Genomic DNA, 20,736 nt, shown 5'->3' on the forward strand with positions numbered 1-20,736 from the left:
AGGGTGGGGTTAACGGGCCCACTGACAGGGGGGGGGAAGTTGGGTTTCCCGAAACGCTTGGGGGGGGTGTTGTGTGGGGGTTTTTTGGGGGAGCCACAACAAAAAAAACCCCCCCCCACGACCTGCGCCGAGCGGTTCTGGCCCGACCCTTGCCGCCCGCGTTGAGCACCTCTCGCTCAGGTTTCCGTAAACTCGGGATGAGCAGCGAGCGAAGTGGGTGAGGAACCGGTGGCCAACGCGGACGAACGCCGCTTCGACGTGCTGCGCGCGATCGTGGCCGACTACGTCTCCAACCAGGAGCCGGTCGGGTCCAAGGCGATCGTCGAGCGGCACAACCTGGGCGTTTCGAGCGCCACCGTGCGCAATGACATGGCCACCCTCGAAGAAGAGGGCTACATCACCCAGCCGCACACCAGCGCCGGCCGGGTGCCGACCGACAAGGGCTATCGGCTCTTCGTCGACCGGCTTTCCGAGATCAAGCCCCTGAGCGCCGCCGAGCGCCGGGCCATCACCACCTTCCTCGACAGCGGCACCGACCTCGACGACGTCCTCCGCCGCTCGGTGCGGCTGCTCGCGCAGCTGACCCGGCAGGTCGCCGTCGTCCAGTACCCGATGCTGACCAACGCCAAGGTGCGCCACCTCGAGGTGGTGCCGCTCACCCCGGCGCGGCTGATGCTGGTGCTGATCGCCGACAACGGCCGGGTCGACCAGCGCACGGTCGACCTCGGCGACGTCGTCACCGAAGACGACGTGGCCCGGCTGCGGTCCGTGCTCAACACGGCCATGTCCGGCCGGCGGCTCAACGAAGCGGCGGCGCGCGTCGCCGAGCTGCCCGACCAGGCGCCCGGCGGGCTGCGCGACGCGCTCATCCGCGTCACCACGGTCCTTGTCGAGTCACTGGCCGAACACCCCGAAGAACGCCTGGTCCTGGGCGGCACCGCGAACCTCACGCGCAACGTCGCCGACTTCCCGGGATCACTGCGTCAGGTCCTCGAAGCCCTCGAGGAACAGGTCGTCGTGCTGAAGCTCCTGGCCGCCGCGCGCAACCCCGGTGCGATCACGGTCCGCATCGGTGAGGAAAATGAGGACGAGCAGATGCGCAGCACCTCGGTCGTCTCCATCGGGTACGGCCAGGACATGGTGCTCGGCGGCATGGGGGTGGTCGGCCCGACCCGGATGGACTACCCCGGCACGATCGCCGCGGTGCGCGCGGTCGCCAACTACGTGGGGCAGATCCTGCACGGCCGCTGAGCCGGGCAGAGCAGAAGGAGAAGCAGAGACGGTGGCGAGGGACTACTACGGCATCCTCGGGGTGGCGAAGAACGCGAGCGACCAGGACATCAAGCGCGCGTACCGGAAGCTGGCCAGGGAGCTGCACCCCGACGTCAACCCGTCGGAAGACGCCCAGCACCGGTTCGGCGAGGTCACGACGGCCTACGAGGTGCTGTCCGACCCGCAGAAGCGCAAGATCGTCGACCTCGGCGGCGACCCGATGGACGGCGGCGCGCGCGGCGGGGGCGGCGGCGACCCGTTCGCCGGGTTCGGCGGCCTCGGCGACATCATGGACGCGTTCTTCGGCGCCGCGGGTGGTGGTGGCGGAGGTCGCGGGCGCGGTCCGCGCAGCCGGGTCCAGCCCGGCTCCGACGCGCTCATCCGGCTCGGCCTCTCCCTCGAGGAGTGCGCCACCGGGGTCGACAAGGAGATCGCCGTCGACACGGCGATCGTCTGCGACCTCTGCCGCGGCGCCGGCACCACCGAGGGCACCGGCGTCAAGACGTGCGACACCTGCGGCGGCGCCGGCGAGGTCCAGTCCGTCCAGCGGTCCTTCCTCGGCCAGGTCGTCACGGCCCGCCCGTGCCCGGTCTGCCGCGGCTTCGGCGAGGTCATCCCCGACCCCTGCCGCCAGTGCGGCGGCGACGGCCGCATCCGCGCCCGCCGCAACGTCACCGCCAAGATCCCGCCGGGCGTCGGCGACGGCATGCGCATCCGCCTCTCCGGCCAGGGTGAGGTCGGCCCCGGTGGCGGCCCGGCCGGCGACCTGTACGTCGAGATCGACGAGACCCCGCACGAGGTCTTCGTCCGCCAGGGCCACGACCTGCACTGCAACTTCCGCATCCCGATGACCACCGCGGCCCTCGGCGCCACCGTGCCGATCGCGACGCTGGTCGACGGCGACTACGAGCTCGACGTCGAACCGGGCACCCAGCCCAACGCCGAGCTCGTCCTCACCGGCAAGGGCATGCCCCGGCTGCGGTCCTCCGGCCGCGTCGACGGCCGCGGCGACCTGCACGTCCACATCGACGTCGTCGTCCCGACCAAGCTCGACGAAGCCCAGCGCGACCTGCTGGTCGAGCTCGCCCAGCAGCGCGGCGAGGAAGTGCCGACGCTGGCGTCCAACGGCAGCAAGCACGGCGGCCTGTTCTCCAAGCTGCGCGCCAAGAACCACCGCTGACCCGTGCCTGACACCACCCTGCCGGTCTTCCTCGCCGCCTCCGTGCCCGCCTCGGGGAGCACGGTCCTCGACGGCGAGGAAGCCCGGCACGCGGCGACCGTCCGGCGCCTGCGCGCGGGGGAGCGGCTCGTCCTCTCCGACGGCGCCGGCACGATGGCCCGCTGCGTCGTCGACGCCGTCCAGCCGGGCCGCGACGCCCAGCTGAACCTCACGGTCGAGGAGAGCTGGACCGAGGAGCCCCCGGCCCTGCGCGTCGTCGTCGCCCAGGCCCTCGCCAAGGGCGACCGCGGCGAGCTCGCCGTCGAGCTCGCCACCGAAGCCGGCGTCGACGCGATCGTGCCCTGGCGCGCCGCCCGCAGTGTCACCAAGTGGGACGACGGCGGCCGCGGCGACAAGGCCCTCGCCCGCTGGCGCGCCACCGCCCGCGCCGCCGCGAAACAAGCCCGCCGCGCCCACGTCCCCGACGTCACCGCACCCGTCGGCACCCGCGAGCTCGCCGGCCTCGCCACGACGATGTCCCTGGTCATCGTCCTCGAATCCGACGTCGAGGACCGGCTGACCGACCTGGAGCTCCCCGACACCGGCGACCTCCTGCTCGTCGTCGGCCCCGAAGGCGGCATCACCGACGAAGAGCTCCACACCCTGCGCGAAGCCGGCGCCCGAGCCGTCCGCCTCGGCACGACGGTCCTGCGCACCTCCACCGCCGCGGCCGTCGCCCTCGGCGCGCTCGGCGCCCTCACCACCCGCTGGCACTGAAAAGATCACCACAAAAAAGAGGCCACATTTTGCGCCCAGTTATGGCGCGATCACACTCCGACCCGTTACTCTCGTTTACTAACGCGCCACGCACCGTTTAGGCGCGCCACTGGGAAGACACAGACCCCGCCGGGCACCTCCCCCCTCGGTCCGGCGGAGCCGCGGATGCGGTAGATCGACCCCCAGGATCTACCGCTCCGCGGCGTTCCTTCCTCGCTTCGCTCGTTCGGTACGCCTTCGCGTTCGTTGTGTCTTCTGGGGGTCAAACCCCCAGACCCCCAGCCGGGGCGAGCCCCGGACCCCCGCGGGTTTTGTCTTTTCTCTGTTCAAAAGGCGCCTTGCTTTGCTCGGCGGCCTGCGGCCGTCTCGCAGCGTGTGGTTGCGTGCTCGCGGCCTTCGGCCGTCTTGCAGCGTGGGGTCGGTAGGGTGCTTGCATGAGTGAGGACGAGACCCTCTTTGAGCGGATCATTGCTGGTGAGATTCCTGCTGATGTTGTGTATCAGGATGCTTCCACCTTTGCGTTTCGGGATATTCGGCCTCAGGCGAAGGTGCATGTGCTCGTTGTGCCCAAGACTCGTTATCGGAACCTTGGGGAGCTTGCTGCTGCTGATCCCGGCCTGCTGAGTGATGTTGTTGCCACCGCTCGCAAGGTTGCCGAGATCGAGGGCATCGTCTCCAGTGGGTATCGCGTCGTCTTCAACACCGACTCCGATGCCGGGCAGACCGTCTTCCATGTGCACGCCCACGTGCTGGGTGGGGAGCCGCTCGGCTTCTTCGGAGCTCACGAGGGGTGAGTCGGGAAACCGGCCTGCGTCTTGTCGGGGGGTGCCAGTAGCATCGGTGGGGTCCGTAGTCCCTCACCGAGAAAGCAGGGCCGAGGCCACGTGGCCGGAACCGCACCGGGTGGAGCCGCCCGACCCGACGTCCCCGGAGACGTCCCCAAGACCGACGACAGCGCCGCCCAGGCAGCACAGTCCCGGTTCCCGATCCCCGACGCCGCCGCCCTCAGCCTGCTCGGCTCCCGCGACGAGAACCTGCGTGTCGCCGAGGAGCTCCTCGCCGCCGACGTGCACGTGCGCGGCAACGAGGTCACCCTGACCGGCACCCCCGCCGACGTCGCCTTCGCCGAACGCGTCTTCGCCGACCTGGTCACCCTCGCCACCGGCGGGCAGCAGGTCGGCCCGGACACCGTCCGCCGCACCATCGGGATGCTGAGCACCGGCGACGCCTCGCCGGCCGAGGTCCTCAGCCTCAACATCGTCTCCCGCCGCGGCAAGACCATCCGGCCCAAGACGCTCAACCAGAAGCGCTACGTCGACGCCATCGACAAGCACACCGTCGTCTTCGGCATCGGCCCGGCCGGCACCGGCAAGACCTACCTCGCCATGGCGAAGGCCGTCCAGGCCCTCCAGGCGAAGCAGGTCACGCGCATCGTGCTGACCCGCCCGGCCGTCGAAGCCGGCGAGCGCCTCGGGTACCTGCCGGGCACCCTGAACGAGAAGATCGACCCCTACCTGCGGCCGCTCTACGACGCGCTGCACGACATGGTCGAGCCCGAGTCGATCCCGCGCCTCATGCAGGCCGGCACCATCGAGATCGCGCCGCTGGCCTACATGCGTGGCCGGACCTTGAACGACGCCTTCATCATCCTCGACGAGGCCCAGAACACCACGCCCGAGCAGATGAAGATGTTCCTCACCCGCCTCGGCTTCGGCTCCAAGATCGTCGTCACCGGCGACATCACCCAGGTCGACCTGCCGAACGGGCAGCGCAGCGGCCTGCGGGTCGTCCGCGACATCCTGGGCTCGGTCGAAGGGCTGCACTTCTCCGAGCTGACCAGCCAGGACGTCGTCCGGCACAAGCTCGTCGGCGACATCGTCGACGCCTACGAGAAGTGGCAGGCCGTGCAGGACGCCCAGGACCAGCAGCAGGGCAACGGCTGGAAGGGTAACCGGCGTTGAGCATCGAAATCGCCAACGAGTCCGGCGTCGACGTCGACGAGACGTCCATCGTCTCGGCGGCCCGCTACGCCCTCGACAAGATGGAGGTCAGCCCGCTCGCCGAGCTGTCCATCCTGCTCGTCACCCTCGACGTCATGGAAGACCTGCACGAACGCTGGATGGACCTGCCCGGGCCCACCGACGTCATGGCCTTCCCGATGGACGAGCTCGACTCCTCCCGCCGTCCGGACGCGCCCGACGCGTCACCGGCGCTGCTCGGGGACATCGTGCTCTGCCCGGCGTTCGCCAAGGACCAGGCCAAGACGGCGGGGCACCGGCTGATCGACGAGCTGCACCTGCTCACCGTGCACGGCTGCTTGCACCTCCTCGGCTACGACCACGCCGAACCCGCCGAGGAACGCGAGATGTTCGCCCTCCAGAAGCGCATCCTCGGCGAGTACCAGGACGCCGTCTCCGCGCTGGAGAAGCGGGACGCCCAGCGCAACACCGACGACCGCGTGCTCGGCATCGCCGGGCTCGACGCGGGCGTCGCGCCGGCCGGGGAGCCACCCACCGGGGAAACGCCCTAGGCGCCAGCCATGGTCCAGCTCCTCTTCGCGATCGCGCTCGTGCTCCTCGCGGGCGTGTTCGCGGCGGCCGACGCCGCCGTCAGCACCGTGTCGCAGGCCCGGGCCGAAGGACTCGCCCGGCTCGGGCTGCCCGGCGCCCGCCACCTCGCCGCCGTCGTCGCCGAACGGCGCCGGCACATCAACCTGCTGCTCCTGCTCCGCCTCGGCTGCGAGCTCACGGCCACCGTGCTGGTCACGGTGTTCGTCGGCACCCGGCTCCGCCCGCTCGGCGTGGCCGTGCTCGTCGCGGCGGTCGTCATGGTCGTCGTCAGCTACGTCCTCATCGGCGTCGGCCCGCGCACCCTCGGCCGCCAGCACCCCTACCGCATCGGCCGGTACGTCGCCGGGCCGGTCCGCGTCCTCGGCTCGGTCCTCGGGCCGCTGTCCCGGCTGCTGATCCTCATCGGTAACGCCATCACGCCCGGCCAGGGCTTCCGCGAAGGCCCGTTCACCTCCGAGGTCGAGCTGCGCGAGCTCGTCGACCTCGCGCAGGAACGCGGGGTCGTCGAGGACTCCGAGCGCGAGATGATCCACTCGGTGTTCGAGCTCGGCGACACCATCGCCCGGGAGGTCATGGTGCCGCGCACCGAGATCGTCTGGATCGAGCGCACCAAGACCGTCCGGCAGGCCCTCGCGCTGGCGCTGCGCACCGGCTTCACCCGGGTCCCGGTGATCGACGAGTCGGTCGACGACATCGTCGGCGTGGTCAACATCAAGGACCTCATGGCCGCGTACATGGACCCGGACGGCCCGAGCACCGTCGTCGACACGCTGATGAACGAGGCCGGCTTCGTCCCCGACTCCAAGCGGCTCGACGAGCTGCTCAAGGAGATGCAGCGCTCGCACAACCACATGGCGATCGCCGTCGACGAGTACGGCGGCACCGCCGGCCTGCTCACCATCGAAGACGTCATCGAGGAGATCGTCGGCGAGATCACCGACGAGTCCGACGGCGACGAGCGTCCCGAGGTCGAGGAGCTCGACGACGGCGCCGTGCGCGTGTCGTCCCGGATGGGCGTCGACGACCTGGGCGAGCTGTTCGGCATCGACCTCGAAGACCACGACGTGGAGACCGTGGGCGGGCTGCTCGCGGAGCGACTGGGTAGGGTCCCGCTACCGGGGGCCGAAGCCGAGGTCGCCGGCCTCCGGCTCTTCGCCGAAGGCGGCAAGGACCGGCGCGGCCGCATGCGGATCACCTCGGTGGTCGTGCACCCGGCCGACGCCGAAGCGATGACCGACCCGGCCGACCGCACCACCCGGCGCCGGACGCGCCTGCCCCACCCCGACGAACGCGACAGGAGCGTCGAACATGCCTGACCTCGAGGCGGAGGACCAGAAGCTGGTCACCCTCGCCCGGTCCTCGCGCGCCCGCATCCAGGCCCCCGAAGGCGCCGCGGTCCGCGACACCGACGGCCGGACCTACGCCGCGGGCACGGTCGACCAGCCGTCGTTCAAGCTCACCGCGCTCCAGGCCGCGGTCGCCGCCGCGCTCTCCAGCGGCGCCGAAGGCATCGAAGCGGCCGCCGTCGTCAGCGAAGAAGGACTGCTCAAGGGCGCGTCCGTGCACGCCGTGCGCGACATCGCGAAGTACGCGCCGATCATCCTGGCCGCGCCGGACGGCACGGTGCTCGAGGTGCTGGAGCGATGACCGACCACCGCTCCGGCTTCGCCTGCTTCGTCGGCCGTCCCAACGCGGGCAAGTCGACGCTGACCAACGCCCTGGTCGGCACCAAGGTCGCGATCACCTCCAGCAAGCCCCAGACCACCCGCCACGCGATCCGCGGCATCGTGCACCGGGAGGACGCCCAGCTCGTCCTCATCGACACCCCCGGCCTGCACCGCCCGCGCACGCTGCTCGGCGAGCGGCTCAACGACATCGTGCACACGACGTGGTCCGAAGTGGACGTTGTCGGGTTCTGCGTGCCGGCCAACGAAAAGATCGGCCCCGGTGACAAGTTCATCGCCGCGGAGCTGCAGAAGATCGCGAAGCGCACGCCGGTCATCGGGATCGTCACCAAGACCGACCTCGTCCAGCCCCAGCAGGTCGCCGAACAGCTCCTGGCGCTGCAGAACGTCATGGAGTTCGCCGAGCTGATCCCGGTGTCCGCAGTGGACGGTTTCCAGGTCGGCGCGCTCGCGGACCTGCTCGTCGGCAAGCTGCCCGAGGGCCCGCAGCTCTACCCGGGCGGGGAACTCACCGACGAACCCGAACAGACGCTGGTCGCCGAGCTGATCCGCGAAGCGGCGCTCGAAGGCGTCCGAGACGAGCTGCCGCACTCGATCGCCGTCACCGTCGAGGAGATGCTGCCGCGCGAAGGCCGGGACGACCTCATCGACGTGCACGCGTTCCTCTACGTCGAGCGCCCCAGCCAGAAGGGCATCATCCTCGGGCACAAGGGCGAGCGGCTGCGCGAGGTCGGCGCCACCGCGCGCAAGAACATCGAGGCGCTGCTCGGCTCGAAGGTCTACCTCGACCTGCACATCAAGGTCGCCAAGGAGTGGCAGCGCGACCCCCGTCAGTTACGCCGCCTGGGCTTCTGACCCGGCCATTCCCCGGACGGGGGATGATCAGCGGAATTCCTGGTCTCGATTCGGTCGCGGCGGGAGGATTCACCGCACGCGCGACCGCGGCGCCCCCTACAGTCGCGGCTTCGACCACACCGCGACCGGTCGGGGCGGCCCGCGGAACCGGTGGTCGTCCACGGAGCAAGACGAAGGGGAACAACCGACCATGACCGACAGCCAGGGCATGCCCAACTACCCCGGCGACCAGCCGAACCAGCCCGGCGGCCAGCCGAACTACCCCGGTGGGCAGCCGGGTGGCTACCAGCCGGGCCCGCCCCCGAGCAACAACCTCGTCTGGGCCATCCTCACCACCCTCTTCTGCTGCCTCCCGTTCGGCGTCGTGTCGATCGTGCAGGCCGCGAAGGTGAACGGGCTGTGGGCGCAGGGCCAGACCGCCGCCGCGCAGGAAGCCTCCGACTCCGCCAAGAAGTGGGCGATCATCTCCGCGGTCGTGGGTGTCGCGTGGATCGTGCTGGTCGTCATCCTCTCGATCGCCGGTGTCTTCACCTTCGGCACGACGTCGTCGTCATACTGACGTAGCCGAGCAGCAGGAGGAACCCGGTGACCGACCAGTACCCGCCGCCGTACCCGCCCCCGGGCGGGCCGCCACCCGGCTACGGCTACGGCTATCCGCCGCCGAACTACGGGCCACCGCCGGACAACAACATGGTGTGGGCGATCCTGAGCACCGTGCTGTGCTGCCTGCCCCTGGGTGTCGTCTCGATCGTGAAGTCGAGCCAGGTCAGCTCACTCTGGTTCCAGGGCTTCCACGCCGAGGCGCAGAAGGCCGCCGACGACGCCCGCAAGTGGGCGATGTGGTCGGCCATCACCACCGGGATCCTCCTGCTGCTCTACATCGCCTTCATCGTGGTGATGGTCGTGATCGGCGTCTCCGCGGACCGGTACACGCCGTGACCACGACGACCGTCCACACCGGACACCCCGTCTACACCGGGCACCCGGCGCGGGGAGCCAGGGCCAAGCTGCGCGCGGTGAGCGCGCCGCTCGCCGTCGTGGCCGGGCTCGGCGTGTGCTGCGCCGTGGTCTGGGCCGGCGACCCGACGACGCCGGGCGGCTTCCTGCCGGTCTGCCCGACCAAGGCGCTGTTCCGGATCGACTGCCCGGGCTGCGGCGGCCTGCGGATGGCGTACAGCCTGATGCACGGGAACATCCCCGCGGCCGTGCACTACAACGCGGTGTCGTTCGTCGTCGTGCTCCTGTTCGTCTGGAGCATGGCGGCGTGGACGGTCGGCAGGCTGCGCGGCCGCGCGGTCGCCAGCTGGCTGCACTGGCGCTGGACGCCCCTGGCGTTTTCGGTCGTGTTCGTCGTCTGGTTCGTGATCCGCAACCTGCCGTTCGCCCCGTTCAGCGGCTTGCGCGTCTGAACGACGGCGGAGGGGAACCGGGTCCGGACCCGGCGCGTCGGACGGCGTGACGGGGTCACCCGGACAGCTGAAGCCTGGGAGGCGCGGCCGTCACCGGAGCGAGTACGCTCCCGCGGACGGTCCGCACCGCACCACCGGGCCGGACCCGTGCGAGGCTCCGCACGGGAGAGTGACCAACGAGGGGGAATACCGCGATGACCGATCCCTACGGTCAGCAGTCCTTCGGGCAGCAACCCGGTGGCCAGCAGCCGTTCGGACAGCCGCAGCCGGGCCAGGCGCCGCCGCCGTACGGGCAGCCGTACGGGCAGCCGGCGCCGTTCGGGCAGCAGGGCGTTCCCTTCGGCGCGCCGCGGAACTACGCGAGCTGGGGCCAGCGCGCGCTGGGCTGGCTCGTCGATTTCGGCCCCATCGTGGGCCTGTACCTGGTGCTGGGCATCATCGCCTTCCTCACCCGGGGCAACTTCATCTTCCAGATCCTGGCCATCCTCGGGTTTGTCGCCTGGATCGCTTGGACGGTGTACAACCGCTGGATCCAGGCGGGCAACACCGGCCAGTCCATGGGCAAGCGGGTCGCCAAGATCAAGCTCGTCCGCGAGGACAACGGGCAGCCGATCGGCGCCGGCATGGCGTTCCTGCGCGACCTCGCGCACTTCGTCGACAACTTCCTTTGTTACATCGGCTGGCTGTGGCCGCTCTGGGACGACAAGTCCCAGACGCTGTCGGACAAGATCGTCGGCACCGTCGTGGTCCAGGCCGACGAGTCGGCGGCGCCGAACCCGTTCGCCCAGCCCGGCGGGTTCGCCGGTGGTTACCCGCCGGCGGGACAGCCCCAGTTCGGCCAGCCGCCGTCGGGCGGTTTCCCGCAGCAGCAGCCGCAGTCCGGTGGGTTCGGCCAGCCGCAGCCGCCTTCGGGCGGGTTCGCGCAGCCGCCGTCCTCGGGCGGTTTCCCGCAGCAGCCCGCTTCCGGCGGGTTCCCGCAGACGCCGAAGCCGGGCGGGTTCGGCCAGCAGCCGGGCCAGCCGCTCGCGCCGCCGCCGGGCGGGTCCCCGTTCGACGAGCAGGCCGAGCGCACCCAGATGCTGCGCCCCGACTCCGCCGGGGGCGCGTCGCCGTTCGACGAGCAGGCCGAACGGACCCAGATGCTGCGGCCCGAAGCCCACGACGAGGCCGAGGCGACCCGCAAGATCGACCCGGGCCAGTTCGGGCAGCCGCCGAAGGACCAGCCGCCGCACCACTGACCGACCTTTCCGCGCAGCACCGCCGGAGCCACCCGGCGGAAGTTCACGAGTAGTTGGGGTACAAGTTCATGACCAATCCCTACGGCCAGCAGCAGCCCTATGGCCAGCAGCCGCAGCAGCCGCAGCAGCCCGGTTACGGCACGCCGTCCGGCGGCATGCCGGCGGCGCCGTACGGTCAGCCCGCGCCCTACGGCCAGCCGGCCCCGTACGGCCAGCCGCCCACCGGCGGCTTCGGCGCCCCGGGGTACGGCATGCCCGGCGGCGGCGACATCAACCAGATCAAGGACTACAAGGGCTGGGCGATCGGCAGCATCTTCCTCTGCTGGATCCTCGCGATCTTCGCGATCATGAAGTCCAACGAGGTCCAGACGTACAAGATGCAAGGCAACTACATGATGGCGGAGCAGGCGTCGAAGACGACCAAGACGCTCTGCCTCATCGCCTCCATCATCGGCGGCCTCGGCTGCGTGTTCGCGATCATCTGGATCATCGTCGCGGCCACCGCGGTGAGCACGTACTGCACGGGCTACTATTGCTGAACCCGGGTCGGTCCACCCCGGCATCGCCCGCAAGTGGGACGATGTCGGGGTGGTGAACCTCTACCGCGACACCGGGGTGGTGTTGCGCACGCACAAGCTGGGTGAGGCCGACCGGATCGTCACCCTGCTGACCCGGCGGCACGGCAAGGTCCGCGCCGTGGCCAAGGGTGTGCGGCGCACGTCGTCCCGCTTCGGTGCCCGGCTGGAGCCGTTCGGCCACGTCGACGTGCAGTTCTACACCGGCCGCACGCTCGACGTGATCACCCAGGTCGAGACCGTGGACGCCTTCGCGCTGCCGCTGGTCGCCGACTACCAGCGCTACACCGCGGCCAGCGCCATCGCCGAAACCGCGGACCGGCTCTCGGCCGAAGAGGGCGAGCCGGTGCTCAAGCTCTACCTCCTCGTCTGCGGCGCGCTGCGCTCGCTCGCCGCGGGGGAGCGTGACGCGTCCCTGGTGCTCGACGCGTTCTTCCTCCGCGCGATGTCCTACGCCGGCTGGGCGCCCGCGCTCACCGAGTGCGCCCGGTGCGGCCTGCCCGGCCCGCACGTCGCGTTCAGCGTCGCCGCCGGCGGGTCGATGTGCCAGGACTGCCGCGTGCCCGGGTCGGTGCACCCCGCCCCCGAGGTCCTGGACCTGCTCACCGCCCTGCTGCACGGCGAGTGGACGATGGCCGAGTCGACCCTGCCCGGCACCCGCCGCGACGCGAGCGGCCTGGTCGCGGCCCACCTGCAGTGGCATCTGGAGCGGCAGCTCCGGTCGCTTCCCCTGGTCGAGCGACGTGCCCGGGAGACCGTCGTGCCCGGGCAGTAGGGTCGAACTCGATCGGTTTCACCCATCCAGGGAGGCTCGCAGTGCTGCGCAGGGGACGCGAGAACAAGGCGTCGCGATACGAGCTGCGGGCCCCGGATCCGCACCCGTCGGGCGCGAAACCGCCGGAAATCCCGCGCGAGCTGGTGCCCAAGCACGTCGCGCTGGTCATGGACGGCAACGGCCGCTGGGCCAACCAGCGCGGCCTGCCGCGGATCGAAGGCCACAAGCGCGGGGAAGCCGTGATGATCGACGTCGCCGCCGGTGCCGTCGAGATCGGCGTCAAGTGGCTCTCGGTGTACGCGTTCTCGACGGAGAACTGGAAGCGCAGCCCCGAAGAGGTGCGGTTCCTGATGGGCTTCAACCGCGACACCATCCGCCGCCAGGTCGACTACCTCGGCTCGATCGGCGTGCGCATCCGCTGGGCCGGGCGCCGGCCGAAGCTGTGGGCGTCGGTGATCAAGGAGCTGCAGGCGGCCGAGGAGAAGACCAAGCACAACACGGCGCTGAACATGACGATGTGCGTCAACTACGGCGGCCGTGCCGAACTGGGCGACGCCATGCAGCGGATCGCGCGCGACGTCGCGGACGGTCGTTTGGACCCCGCGAAGGTCACCGAGAAGACCATCGGCAAGTACCTGTACCAGCCGGAGATGCCGGACGTGGACCTGTTCCTGCGGCCCTCGGGCGAGCAGCGGACGTCGAACTTCCTGCTGTGGCAGTCGGCCTACGCCGAGATGGTCTACCAGGACACGCTGTTCCCGGACTTCGACCGGACCCACCTGTGGCGGGCCTGCCTGGAGTTCGCGAAGCGGGACCGCCGCTTCGGCGCGGCCGTCGACCAGGCGTCGTCGTCATGAGCGCGACCGAAGCGGCCGAGACCGCGGAGCTGCTGACCCAGGCCAAGGAGTCCCTCGAGCGCTACCTCGAGGTGCACGTCGACGACGACGGCGCGCTGACGTTCTCCCACGGTGACGTCCCGTGCGTGATCCAGGCGACCCGGCTCGGCGAGGGCCTCACGGTACTGACGCTGACCTGCGTCGTCGGCTGGGACCTGGCGGACCGGCCGGAGCTGTCGATCGCCGTCGCCGAGCGCGCCGGGCAGGGGCTGTTCGGGACGCTCGGGGTCGGGCATTCGGACAACGGTGTCGACGTCACGCTGCGGTACGCGTTCCCGGCGGCGGGCCTGGACGCGGCCGCGCTGGGGACGTTGCTGATGCTGGTGGTGTCGACGGCCTCGCAGCTGCGGACCGAGCTGCCGGGCGTCGTCCCGGAGTAGATTTTTCGCCGCGAACGGTGGATTCCGGGCCGAAACGGACCGGATCCGACCGTTCGCGGCGCACGCGGCCGCGGCTTGTCGGCGGGCCCTGGCATAGTCGTCGCCGTGAACATGGTTTCCACTTCCGGCGCCCGGCGCACCCGGCGGTTCCGGGTCAGCTCGGTCGAAGTGCTGTGCGCGATCCTGCTGGTCGCGATCCTCGGGCAGGGCTGGCTGCAGCAGGTGTTCGACGTGCCCGCGCTGCGCACGGGCTCGACGGTGTTCGTCGCCGTCTGCGTGCAGGCGCTGCCGTTCCTGGTGCTGGGGGTGCTGATCAGCGGGGCGATCGCGGCGTTCGTGCCCGCGCGGGTGCTGGAGAAGGTGCTGCCGCGGCGAGCGGGGGCGGCGGTCGGTGTCGCCGGGCTCGCGGGGGTCGCGCTGCCGGGCTGCGAGTGCGCGTCGGTGCCGGTGGCGCGCCGGCTGATGGGGCAGGGCGTGGCGCCGGCGGCGGCGTTGACGTTCCTGCTGGCCGCGCCGGCGGTGAACCCGGTGGTGCTGGTGGCCACCGCGGTCGCGTTCCCGGGCCGGCCGGAGATGGTGCTGGCCCGGTTCGCGGGATCGCTGGCGACGGCGATGGTGATGGGCTGGCTGTGGGCCCGCTGGGGCAAGCTCGAGTGGATCACTTCGCGCGCGTTGCGGCGGCTGCCCGACGTGGCGGGCGGGCAGCGGTGGCGGGTGTTCGCGGAGACGGCCCGCACGGACCTGGTCGAGGCGGGCGGTTTCCTGGTGCTGGGCGCGCTGATCTCGTCGGCGCTGAACGTGCTGGTGCCGGCCCGCTGGTTCGGGGTGCTGGGCGAGCAGCTGGTGCTGGGCATCGTGGTGATGGCGGTGCTGGCGGTGGTGCTGGCGCTGTGCAGCGAGGCGGACGCGTTCGTGGCGGCGTCGCTGACGGCGATGCCGATGCTGCCGAAGCTGGTGTTCCTGGTGGTGGGGCCGGCGGTGGACGTGAAGCTGTTCGCGTTGCAGGCGGGCACGTTCGGCCGCTCGTTCGCAACCCGGTTCGCCCCGGCGACGTTCGTGGTGGCCGTGGGGTGCGCGGTCGTGGCCGGGCTGGTGGTGGGGGTGGCGTGAAGCGCGAGACGCAGAACATCCTGCTGCTCCTGTTGGGCGGCGCGCTGATCAAGATCGCGGCGAACGGCGACTACCTGAGGTACGTCAAGCCGGCCCAGCAGCCCTGGATCATCACGGGCGGCGCGGTGATGGTGCTCCTCGGAGCGGTGGCAATCGTCCGTGACCTCCTGGCGGCGCGCGGCAAGCCCGGCGCAGGTGACTCGGACGGCGGCCATGATGTCGACCACCACGGCGCGGGTGACGGTCATTCGCACTCCGCGCGCCCGGCGTGGCTGCTGCTGGTCCCGGTGCTGGCGGTGTTCCTGGTCGCCCCACCGGCCCTGGGCGCCGACTCCGTCATCCGCACCGAAGCCCGGGTGCCGGCGAGCGCGGCCGCGGCCAACGCCGCCGCGTTCCCACCGCTCCCGGCGGGGAACGTCGTCCCGCTGGCGGTCAACGAGTTCGTCAGCCGGGCGGGCTGGGACGCGGCAGGCACGCTCAACGGCCGCACGGTCTCCCTCACCGGCTTCGTCGTCCACACCGACGGCGCGACGCTGCTGGCCCGCCTGGTGATCAGCTGCTGCGCGGCCGACGCGTTCCCGGTCACGGTCCGCCTCCGCGACGGTCAAGCCGACCACCTGGCCAGCGACGCGTGGATCCAGGTGACGGGCCAGGTGGTCCCGGGCACGGCGACCAAGGCCAACAGCTACACCCCGGACTTCACCCCGGCATCGGTCACGACGGTCCCGGCCCCGAAGGACCCGTACGAGTACTAGCCCAGGCCGCCCCCACCCGGCCGCCTCACGCACCCAGCCGGACGACACGCGGACCTCGGCGGACGACACGCGTACTCAGCTGGACGACTCGCGTACCTGGATGGACGACTCGCCTGCCTGGCTGGTCACTCGCGCGCTTAGAAGGCCGCCTCGCGCACCCACCCGGACGACTCGCGTACCTGGGTGGACGACACGCGTACCCAGCCGGACGACACGCGTACCTCGGCGGACGACACAGCCGCGGGCCGACAGCAGCCCGAGGGTCAGTGGCGGGCGCAGGTGCCGGTGATCTCCACCGTGTGGGAGATCTCCGAAAAGCCGTGCTCGGCCGCGATCTTCTCCGCCCAGCGCTCGACCGCCGGGCCCTCGACCTCGACCGTCCGGCCGCACACGCGGCACACCAGGTGATGGTGGTGGTGCGCCGAACACCGGCGGTAGATCGCCTCGCCGGAGTCGGTGCGCAGGACGTCGATCTCGCCGGCCTCCGACAGGGACTGCAGGGTGCGGTACACCGTCGTCAGGCCGATGCCGTCGCCGCGTTTGCGCAGCTCGTCGTGCAGTTCCTGGGCGGAGCGGAAGTCGTCGACGGTACTCAGCAGCTCGACGACCGCGGCCCGCTGCTTCGTCGAACGGCGGCCCGGCACCGGGGCCTGGCCGCGCGGGGCGACGGCGTTCATCACTTTCCTTCCTGCACGTGGGCGACGGCGTCGACGACGATGTGCGCCAGGTGGTCGTCGGCGAGGCGGTAGACGACCTCGCGGCCGCGGCGCTCGCCCTGGACCACTCCCGCCGTCTTCAGCACCCGCAGGTGCTGGCTGATCAAGGGCTGCGCGACGTCGAGGGCGTCCACCAGCTCGTGGACGCACCGGTCGGCCGCGCGCAGCTGGAGCACGATCGCGATCCGGACCGGCGCGGCGAGCGCGCGCAGGAGGTCACCCGCGTCGGACAGGACCGCCGCCGGCGGGTGCGCCGGTGGCGTGGCCGCCGCCGGGGCGCACTCCGCCAGTGCCGGCTGGGCGCCGCTCCCGGCCACCGTCGCCATAACCGCCTCCCCCGTGACCATGAATTCCGTAGTCATTACCGACAACGGCGTCGCCCATCCTAGTGTTCCCCCGGCCGGGTGCCCCGTCCGTCACCGCTCTCTGCGGGGTACGGCCGGTCGTATTGCTCCATTCGGGTGAGTTCGTGGGATATTGGCTCTTCGGCTTCGCATGTAGTGGCCGACGGTGCAAGGTTGTCGCGGAGCGTTTCGTCGCTTCTCGTACGCCGGCGACCCGCCCTGAGCAAAGCAGTGGGGAGACATGACGCGTTTCGTGACCAAGGCAGCCGCGCTGACGGCCGTCCTGTTCCCGCTGGTCGGAGCCGGGGTGGCCGGTGCGCAGAGCCAGGCCGTCGACGAGAAGACCGGGCCGGTCGCGTTCGCGAACATCGCGTCCGTCCGGATCGGCAGTGAAGGCCAGCGCGGCGGCGCGCTCATCACCGAGACCCAGCGCTCGCCGCTGTTGCCCGGCCAGTCGAAGCTCGGCGCGGACCGCGTCTCGGTGCCGAAGGACGACGGCGAGCGGAACACCTTCGGCGGGCACTACCAGATCGACCTCGGCCGCTACAGCAACGGCAACCCGTACCCGTCGGGCGTCGCTAGCCGGGACCACAACGTCGTCGCCGCGCTGCAGGCGACCACCGTGCCCACCGCCGTCGCGGAGACGAACTACGCGCTGCGCGACACCTGGCAGGGCGGCGCGCAGCCGATCGACAACACCGTCCTCGTGCTGGAAGGCGCGAAGACCGCCGTGGACTGCACCGGCCCGGCCAAGCTCACCGGCACGTCCTCGGTCGCCCGGCTGTGGGTGCGCCAGGCGGACGGCTCGCTCGGCATCGTCCCGATGCCCGGCGGCAACGCCGGCCTCCAGCTGCAGAACCTGCGCCTCGGGCCGCCCGGTGACATCCAGAACGCCGCCGAGGCCACCACGGTCTCCGACCTGAAGCTGACCCGCGTCGCCGCGTTCGACCAGCTGATCCGGCAGGACGGCTGGCGCGGCGGCGACTTCACCGCCGTCGCCGGCTGGCGGGTCGAGATCACCACCCACGTCAAGGACGCCGCGGGCGCCGCGCTGCAGGACGTCGTGACGACCATCGTGCTCGGCGGGGTCAGCTGCTCGGTCCCGAAGGGGTTCGTCGCGAAGGCCGGTGGCCCCGCGGGCGGCACGACCGCCTCCCAGGCCGCGGTGCCGACGCAGGTCCCGGCCGGGTACCTCGGCGCGGCCGCGCCGGACACCGGCAGTGACGGCTCGCGTGTCCCGCTCGGCATCGGCCTGCTCTTCGGCGGGGTGTTCTTCGCCGCGGTCGCGCTGCTGCTCGGCAGGCGGCGCAAGTCCGGGACGGACTAGGTGCTCCGCACCGGGCTGGCCGCCGTCTCGGCGGCGCTGGCCGTGGCGGCCTTCGCCGCCGGCGTCATCCTGCTGACCTGGCTCCCGCCGACGGCGACGCAGGCCGCGGCGCCGCCGCCCGGCACGCTGCCGGGTGAGAACGCCGCCCCCGCCGTGCTGCCCGCGGACAGCGAGTCCGCCGCGCAGCAGCGCCCGGGCACGGTCCGGCTGCCCGACGGCGCCACCGCCCGGCTGGTCCGCACCGAGCTCACCGGCACCGGCGTGCTGCCGATCCCGCGTGGCCTGGGTGACGCGGCCTGGTGGGGCGCCAAGCTCGGCGCGGCCCGGGGCGCCGCGCTGCTGTCCGGGCACGTGAACTGGGAGGGGCAGCGCGGGCCGTTCGACGAGCTCTGGCGGATGCGCGACGGGGACGACGTCAGCGTCGTCGACGCGCGGGGCGGCCGGTGGGTCTACCGGGTCGACGACGTCGTCACGCTGCCGAAGGAGGCGCTGCCGGCGCAGGCCGCGAAGTGGTTCGGCCAGGACGGCCCGCACCGGCTGGTGCTGGTGACCTGCGGCGGCGACTACGTCGGCGGCACCGAGGGGTACGACGAGAACCGCCTGGTCACGGCCACCCTGGTGACCCGTCCGACCGGCTGACCCGAGTCCGGTGCAACCTTCTCCGCCCGGCACGGCATGTCTGTCTGTGCACTGGTCACGGAGTGAAGGAGCACAGGCGCATGCAGGAGCAGAACCCGGCGGAGCGGAAGAAGGCCACCGGCCGCTGGTGGATCGTGGGCGTGGCCGGCGCGTTCGTGATCGCGGCGCTGGTCGCGACCCTGCTCGTGTTCACCGGAAAGGATGAACCCGTCGGCGCGAACGGCACGACGACGCCGGTCGCGGCCGCGGACCAGCCGGCGAAGCAGGACACCGGCCAGGCCCCCGCGACGCTGGCGCTGCCCGGCGGCGGCACCGCGAAGCTGGTCCAGGAGGACCTGGACGCCGACGGCGCGTTGAAGATCCCTGAAGGCCTCGGCGAAGCCGCGTGGTGGGGCGCGAAGCTGGGCGCGGACCACGGCGTCGCGCTGCTGTCCGGGCACGTGAACTGGAAGGGCTCGAAGGGGCCGTTCACCGAGCTGTGGCAGGTCAAGCAGGGCCAGGAGGTGAAGCTGACCGACGCCGCCGGCGGCGCGTGGGTGTACCGGATCGACAAGACCGAGACGGTGCACAAGTCCGAGCTGGCCGGCCGCTCCGAGCAGCTCTTCGACCCGGACGGCCCGCACAAGCTGCTCCTGGTCACCTGCGGCGGCGAGTACGTCGGCGGCAAGGAGGGCTACGAGGACAACCGCGTCGTGACGGCGTCGCTGGTGACCCGGCCGTAGCCTGCGCGAAAAGCCCTGGGCCCCGACGGATACCCTGGACGTTCCAGTCAGATAACCGTCCCCGCATGCTTCCGGAGCGTGGAGTGCCCACGAACACCATCGATACCGTAGTCAGCCTGTGCAAGCGCCGTGGTTTCGTCTTCCCCAGCGGAGAGATCTACGGCGGTACCCGCTCGGCGTGGGACTACGGGCCGCTCGGGGTCGAGCTGAAGGACAACATCAAGCGCCAGTGGTGGAAGACCGTCGTGCAGGGCCGGGACGACGTCGTCGGCCTCGACTCGTCGGTCATCCTGCCGCGCCAGGTGTGGGTGGCCTCGGGGCACGTCAACGTGTTCACCGACCCGCTCATCGAGTGCCTGTCCTGCCACAAGCGGTTCCGCGCCGACCAGCTCGCCGAGGAGTACGCGGCGCGCAGCGGCAAGGAGACCTCCGAGGACGACCTGTCCGACGTGCCCTGCCCGAACTGCGGCACGCGCGGCAAGTACACCGCGCCGCGGGACTTCAACATGATGCTGAAGACCTACCTCGGCCCGGTGGAGTCCGAGGAGGGCCTGCACTACCTCCGCCCGGAGACGGCGCAGGGCATCTTCGTCAACTTCCTCAACGTGCAGACGACGTCGCGGAAGAAGCCGCCGTTCGGCATCGGCCAGATCGGCAAGTCGTTCCGCAACGAGATCACGCCGGGCAACTTCATCTTCCGGACGCGCGAGTTCGAGCAGATGGAGATGGAGTTCTTCGTCGAGCCGGGTGAGGACGAGACCTGGCACCAGTACTGGATCGACCAGCGCACCGAGTGGTACACCGACCTCGGCATCAAGCCGGAGAACCTGCGCCACTTCGAGCACCCGAAGGAAAAGCTCTCGCACTACGCGAAGCGCACGGTCGACATCGAGTACCGGTTCGCGTTCAACGCCGGGCAGGAGTGGGGTGAGCTCGAGGGCATCGCCAACCGCACCGACTTCGACCTGACCACGCACTCGAACCACTCGGGTGTGGACCTGTCGTTCTTCGACCAGGCGTCCGGCCAGCGCTACCGGCCGTTCGTCATCGAGCCGGCGGCGGGTGTCGGCCGGTCGATGATGGCCTTCCTGGTCGACGCTTACCACGAGGAAGAGGCGCCGACGGCGAAGGGCGGCGTCGAGAAGCGCGTCGTGCTGAAGCTCGACCCGCGGCTTTCGCCGTTCAAGGTCGCGGTGCTGCCGCTGTCGCGCAACGCCGACCTGACCCCGAAGGCCAGGGAGGTCGCCGCGACCCTGCGCAAGCACTGGAACGTCGACTTCGACGACGCGCAGGCGATCGGCCGCCGCTACCGCCGCCAGGACGAGATCGGCACGCCGTACTGCGTCACGGTCGACTTCGACTCGCTCGAGGACAACGCCGTGACGGTGCGCGAGCGCGACACGATGTCGCAGGAGCGCATCGCGATCGACAAGCTCGAGGCCTACCTGGCGGGCCGCCTGATCGGCTGCTGAACCATCCGGAGCCCGGGACCCCTGACACCTGTCACGGCCAGGACGTGACGCACGGTCTGG

Annotated in this window: 25 protein-coding genes; 23 read left to right on the forward strand and 2 right to left on the reverse strand. The window is 71.1% G+C overall.

The window, feature by feature from the left end; translation table 11 throughout:
- Positions 1–228: 228 nt before the first annotated feature.
- From hrcA to ACZ63E_RS06655, 19 genes are all read left to right on the forward strand, one after another.
- Entirely contained in the window at positions 229–1,251 is a 1,023-nt protein-coding gene (gene hrcA, locus ACZ63E_RS06565; protein WP_465310203.1) for a heat-inducible transcriptional repressor HrcA, read from the forward strand.
- 31 nt (positions 1,252–1,282) lie between these two features.
- Positions 1,283–2,452 carry a molecular chaperone DnaJ gene (gene dnaJ / locus ACZ63E_RS06570; RefSeq protein WP_465309516.1) on the forward strand — a complete coding sequence of 390 codons (1,170 nt, stop codon included), beginning with the start codon at positions 1,283–1,285 and terminating at the stop codon, positions 2,450–2,452.
- A gap of 3 nt (positions 2,453–2,455) precedes the next feature.
- Positions 2,456–3,208 carry a 16S rRNA (uracil(1498)-N(3))-methyltransferase gene (locus tag ACZ63E_RS06575; RefSeq protein ID WP_465334885.1) on the forward strand — a complete coding sequence of 251 codons (753 nt, stop codon included), beginning with the start codon at positions 2,456–2,458 and terminating at the stop codon, positions 3,206–3,208.
- Positions 3,209–3,642: 434 nt separating this feature from the next.
- Complete coding sequence (locus ACZ63E_RS06580) at positions 3,643–4,002, forward strand: histidine triad nucleotide-binding protein (RefSeq protein WP_465309520.1); 360 nt, start codon at positions 3,643–3,645, stop codon at positions 4,000–4,002.
- Positions 4,003–4,092: 90 nt separating this feature from the next.
- Positions 4,093–5,169, forward strand: coding sequence for a PhoH family protein (locus ACZ63E_RS06585; protein WP_465334887.1), 1,077 nt, complete (start codon positions 4,093–4,095; stop codon positions 5,167–5,169).
- A complete protein-coding gene (gene ybeY / locus ACZ63E_RS06590; protein ID WP_465309524.1) occupies positions 5,166–5,738 on the forward strand; it encodes an rRNA maturation RNase YbeY in 573 nt (190 codons plus the stop codon). Before ACZ63E_RS06585 ends, ybeY begins: the two co-directional genes overlap by 4 nt.
- A gap of 9 nt (positions 5,739–5,747) precedes the next feature.
- Entirely contained in the window at positions 5,748–7,094 is a 1,347-nt protein-coding gene (locus tag ACZ63E_RS06595; protein WP_465334889.1) for a hemolysin family protein, read from the forward strand.
- Complete coding sequence (locus ACZ63E_RS06600) at positions 7,087–7,425, forward strand: cytidine deaminase (protein WP_290060591.1); 339 nt, start codon at positions 7,087–7,089, stop codon at positions 7,423–7,425. Before ACZ63E_RS06595 ends, ACZ63E_RS06600 begins: the two co-directional genes overlap by 8 nt.
- Positions 7,422–8,318: a GTPase Era gene (gene era / locus ACZ63E_RS06605; RefSeq protein WP_465334891.1), complete on the forward strand. Its 897-nt coding sequence runs from the start codon at positions 7,422–7,424 to the stop codon at positions 8,316–8,318. Before ACZ63E_RS06600 ends, era begins: the two co-directional genes overlap by 4 nt.
- A 190-nt stretch (positions 8,319–8,508) precedes the next feature.
- Entirely contained in the window at positions 8,509–8,877 is a 369-nt protein-coding gene (locus tag ACZ63E_RS06610) for a CD225/dispanin family protein (RefSeq protein WP_465309530.1), read from the forward strand.
- A 26-nt stretch (positions 8,878–8,903) separates the two neighbouring features.
- A complete protein-coding gene (locus ACZ63E_RS06615; protein ID WP_465309532.1) occupies positions 8,904–9,257 on the forward strand; it encodes a CD225/dispanin family protein in 354 nt (117 codons plus the stop codon).
- Positions 9,254–9,727: a DUF2752 domain-containing protein gene (locus ACZ63E_RS06620; protein ID WP_465334893.1), complete on the forward strand. Its 474-nt coding sequence runs from the start codon at positions 9,254–9,256 to the stop codon at positions 9,725–9,727. The genes ACZ63E_RS06615 and ACZ63E_RS06620 overlap by 4 nt, the downstream gene beginning before the upstream one ends.
- A gap of 194 nt (positions 9,728–9,921) precedes the next feature.
- On the forward strand, positions 9,922–10,965 hold the full coding sequence (locus ACZ63E_RS06625; protein WP_465334895.1) for an RDD family protein: 1,044 nt from the start codon (positions 9,922–9,924) through the stop codon (positions 10,963–10,965).
- A gap of 68 nt (positions 10,966–11,033) precedes the next feature.
- Positions 11,034–11,504: a CD225/dispanin family protein gene (locus ACZ63E_RS06630; protein WP_465334897.1), complete on the forward strand. Its 471-nt coding sequence runs from the start codon at positions 11,034–11,036 to the stop codon at positions 11,502–11,504.
- A 49-nt stretch (positions 11,505–11,553) separates the two neighbouring features.
- Entirely contained in the window at positions 11,554–12,315 is a 762-nt protein-coding gene (recO, locus tag ACZ63E_RS06635; protein ID WP_465309540.1) for a DNA repair protein RecO, read from the forward strand.
- Positions 12,316–12,356: 41 nt separating this feature from the next.
- Entirely contained in the window at positions 12,357–13,172 is an 816-nt protein-coding gene (locus ACZ63E_RS06640; RefSeq protein WP_465334899.1) for an isoprenyl transferase, read from the forward strand.
- Positions 13,169–13,591 (forward strand): YbjN domain-containing protein, encoded by a 423-nt coding sequence (locus ACZ63E_RS06645; protein WP_465334901.1) that lies wholly within the window; start codon positions 13,169–13,171, stop codon positions 13,589–13,591. Before ACZ63E_RS06640 ends, ACZ63E_RS06645 begins: the two co-directional genes overlap by 4 nt.
- A gap of 111 nt (positions 13,592–13,702) precedes the next feature.
- Positions 13,703–14,701 carry a permease gene (locus tag ACZ63E_RS06650; protein WP_465335506.1) on the forward strand — a complete coding sequence of 333 codons (999 nt, stop codon included), beginning with the start codon at positions 13,703–13,705 and terminating at the stop codon, positions 14,699–14,701.
- Positions 14,698–15,456 (forward strand): TIGR03943 family putative permease subunit, encoded by a 759-nt coding sequence (locus ACZ63E_RS06655; protein WP_465334903.1) that lies wholly within the window; start codon positions 14,698–14,700, stop codon positions 15,454–15,456. The genes ACZ63E_RS06650 and ACZ63E_RS06655 overlap by 4 nt, the downstream gene beginning before the upstream one ends.
- 263 nt (positions 15,457–15,719) lie before the next feature.
- On the opposite strand, the gene ACZ63E_RS06660 is transcribed toward ACZ63E_RS06655, so the two are convergent.
- A complete protein-coding gene (locus tag ACZ63E_RS06660) occupies positions 15,720–16,133 on the reverse strand; it encodes a Fur family transcriptional regulator (protein ID WP_465309548.1) in 414 nt (137 codons plus the stop codon).
- On the reverse strand, positions 16,133–16,498 hold the full coding sequence (locus ACZ63E_RS06665; RefSeq protein WP_465334905.1) for an ArsR/SmtB family transcription factor: 366 nt from the start codon (positions 16,496–16,498) through the stop codon (positions 16,133–16,135). The genes ACZ63E_RS06660 and ACZ63E_RS06665 overlap by 1 nt, the downstream gene beginning before the upstream one ends.
- Before the next feature lie 259 nt (positions 16,499–16,757).
- On the opposite strand from ACZ63E_RS06665, the gene ACZ63E_RS06670 reads away from it, so the two are divergent.
- From ACZ63E_RS06670 to ACZ63E_RS06685, 4 genes are all read left to right on the forward strand, one after another.
- Positions 16,758–17,843 (forward strand): LPXTG cell wall anchor domain-containing protein, encoded by a 1,086-nt coding sequence (locus ACZ63E_RS06670; protein WP_465334907.1) that lies wholly within the window; start codon positions 16,758–16,760, stop codon positions 17,841–17,843.
- Positions 17,844–18,482 (forward strand): class F sortase, encoded by a 639-nt coding sequence (locus tag ACZ63E_RS06675; RefSeq protein ID WP_465334909.1) that lies wholly within the window; start codon positions 17,844–17,846, stop codon positions 18,480–18,482.
- An 80-nt stretch (positions 18,483–18,562) separates the two neighbouring features.
- A complete protein-coding gene (locus ACZ63E_RS06680) occupies positions 18,563–19,204 on the forward strand; it encodes a class F sortase (protein WP_465334911.1) in 642 nt (213 codons plus the stop codon).
- 83 nt (positions 19,205–19,287) lie between these two features.
- Complete coding sequence (locus ACZ63E_RS06685; RefSeq protein WP_465309558.1) at positions 19,288–20,676, forward strand: glycine--tRNA ligase; 1,389 nt, start codon at positions 19,288–19,290, stop codon at positions 20,674–20,676.
- The last annotated feature ends 60 nt before the right edge of the window (positions 20,677–20,736 follow it).

The sequence above is a fragment of the Amycolatopsis sp. NPDC104819 genome (assembly GCF_055583145.1).

Coding starts and splice junctions, on each gene's coding strand:
- ACZ63E_RS06580 (WP_465309520.1), top strand. CDS start 3,643: ATGAGTGAGGACGAGACCCTCTTTGAGCGGATCATTGCTGGTGAGATT.
- ACZ63E_RS06595 (WP_465334889.1), top strand. CDS start 5,748: ATGGTCCAGCTCCTCTTCGCGATCGCGCTCGTGCTCCTCGCGGGCGTG.
- ACZ63E_RS06600 (WP_290060591.1), top strand. CDS start 7,087: ATGCCTGACCTCGAGGCGGAGGACCAGAAGCTGGTCACCCTCGCCCGG.
- era (WP_465334891.1), top strand. CDS start 7,422: ATGACCGACCACCGCTCCGGCTTCGCCTGCTTCGTCGGCCGTCCCAAC.
- ACZ63E_RS06610 (WP_465309530.1), top strand. CDS start 8,509: ATGACCGACAGCCAGGGCATGCCCAACTACCCCGGCGACCAGCCGAAC.
- ACZ63E_RS06625 (WP_465334895.1), top strand. CDS start 9,922: ATGACCGATCCCTACGGTCAGCAGTCCTTCGGGCAGCAACCCGGTGGC.
- ACZ63E_RS06630 (WP_465334897.1), top strand. CDS start 11,034: ATGACCAATCCCTACGGCCAGCAGCAGCCCTATGGCCAGCAGCCGCAG.
- ACZ63E_RS06645 (WP_465334901.1), top strand. CDS start 13,169: ATGAGCGCGACCGAAGCGGCCGAGACCGCGGAGCTGCTGACCCAGGCC.
- ACZ63E_RS06650 (WP_465335506.1), top strand. CDS start 13,703: ATGGTTTCCACTTCCGGCGCCCGGCGCACCCGGCGGTTCCGGGTCAGC.
- ACZ63E_RS06660 (WP_465309548.1), bottom strand. CDS start 16,133: ATGAACGCCGTCGCCCCGCGCGGCCAGGCCCCGGTGCCGGGCCGCCGT.
- ACZ63E_RS06665 (WP_465334905.1), bottom strand. CDS start 16,498: ATGGCGACGGTGGCCGGGAGCGGCGCCCAGCCGGCACTGGCGGAGTGC.
- ACZ63E_RS06670 (WP_465334907.1), top strand. CDS start 16,758: ATGACGCGTTTCGTGACCAAGGCAGCCGCGCTGACGGCCGTCCTGTTC.
- ACZ63E_RS06680 (WP_465334911.1), top strand. CDS start 18,563: ATGCAGGAGCAGAACCCGGCGGAGCGGAAGAAGGCCACCGGCCGCTGG.